Origin of the sequence: Methylacidimicrobium cyclopophantes (genome assembly GCF_902143385.2) — a bacterium.
Classification (GTDB): domain Bacteria; phylum Verrucomicrobiota; class Verrucomicrobiia; order Methylacidiphilales; family Methylacidiphilaceae; genus Methylacidimicrobium; species Methylacidimicrobium cyclopophantes.
This window is the reverse complement of the sequence record NZ_CABFUZ020000126.1, coordinates 1-1,280: the sequence shown is the minus strand read 5'-3', so window position 1 is coordinate 1,280 and position 1,280 is coordinate 1. Positions and strand designations below refer to the sequence as shown.

2 protein-coding genes are annotated in these 1,280 nt (G+C 59.0%); both read right to left on the bottom strand.

Going from position 1 to position 1,280, the window contains the following annotated elements:
• Positions 1-39 precede the first annotated feature (39 nt).
• The gene (locus FN369_RS05860; protein ID WP_246189584.1) at positions 40-900 is read right to left on the bottom strand and encodes an IS3 family transposase; all 861 of its coding nucleotides are present in this window, start codon (positions 898-900) and stop codon (positions 40-42) included.
• Entirely contained in the window at positions 897-1,223 is a 327-nt protein-coding gene (locus tag FN369_RS05855; RefSeq protein ID WP_142525259.1) for a transposase, read from the bottom strand. The genes FN369_RS05860 and FN369_RS05855 overlap by 4 nt, the downstream gene beginning before the upstream one ends.
• Positions 1,224-1,280: the final 57 nt, after the last annotated feature.

The following is a 1,280-nucleotide window of genomic DNA, read 5'->3' as shown; positions in this document are numbered from 1 at the left end:
TGATCTTTCTTCGGAAATGCGAACAGGGCTTCGGAGGGTTTAGTTGGTTAAGTTAACGACATTGTTTTCGAAGTCCAGCGGGGACTGATAATCGAGGCCGCTATGGAGACGGCGGCGGTTGTAGAAGGCTTCGATGTAATCGAAGATCATAAGTTTGGCCTCTTGTTTTGTTTGCGGGACGAGGGGGCCGAAGCATTCGGTTTTGAGGGTAGCCCAGAAGGATTCCATCATGGCGTTGTCGTAGCAATTGGCTTTGCGGCTCATGGAGGCGACCGCTCCGCAGAAGCGGAGGAGCGCGTCGAATTCGCTGCTGGCATATTGGATGCCGCGATCGGAATGATACAAGAGCCCTGGAGGGGGGCGTCTCTGTTTGCAGGCTTTCTTCCAGGCTCTTGTCACCAGAGGTGTGGCGAGCGAGTCATCGGCGTGCCAGCCGACGCAGCGGCGGGAGCAGGCGTCGAGGATGCCGGAGAGATAGAGCCAGCCCTCGGCGGTGGGGATATAGGTGATGTCGCCGAGCCAGACCTGATTGGGGCGATCGGGCGCGGGCATTCGGGCCAGCAGGTTTTCGGCGACCGGCAGACGATGGGCGCTGTCGGTTGTCCGAGGACGGAAACGGCGTTTTTGTTTTACGCGCAGGCCAAGTTCGCGCATCAGGCGGGCGACTCGGTTTTTCCCGCAGATTTTTCCGGAGTTACGCAGAGCCCGAGCGATGCGCGGGCTACCGTAGGTCTGGCGGCTGGCCTGGAACAACGGTTCGATGCTCGCCCGCAACTGGTTGTCCTGCCGGCGGCGCTCGCCCTGATCCTTGTGCTGGTGAGCGTGGAAGCCGGTGCGAGAAACTTCCAAGGCTTCGGCCAATTCGGTGAGGCAATGTTCTTGGCTCATTTTTTGGATCACCGCATATCGCCTGCGGGCATCTCGGCCGACAAGATGCCCAACGCTTTTTTTAAGATGTCGCGCTGGCGGCGCAGGTAGTCGTTTTCCTGGCGTAACCTACGCAGCTCGCGCTGCTCGAGGGATTCGGCGGCCAGAGTCTTGGGATCGATCCAAGCGCGACCGCTTCGGATATCGGTAACCCACCGGCTCAGCGACCATTGGGAGACGCCCAGATCCCGGGCAACCTCGGTGATCCTACGCCCGCCTTGAACCAAGGCAACGGCATGCTCTTTGAACTCGCGGTCATAACGCCGCGCGCACTTGCTGTTCTTCTCGTCCTTCATTTGGGGTTTTTCCTTCTATCCACCAAAGCCCCTGTACGCAAAATCGAAGAAACTCCA

Coding starts and splice junctions, on each gene's coding strand:
- FN369_RS05855 (WP_142525259.1), bottom strand. CDS start 1,223: ATGAAGGACGAGAAGAACAGCAAGTGCGCGCGGCGTTATGACCGCGAG.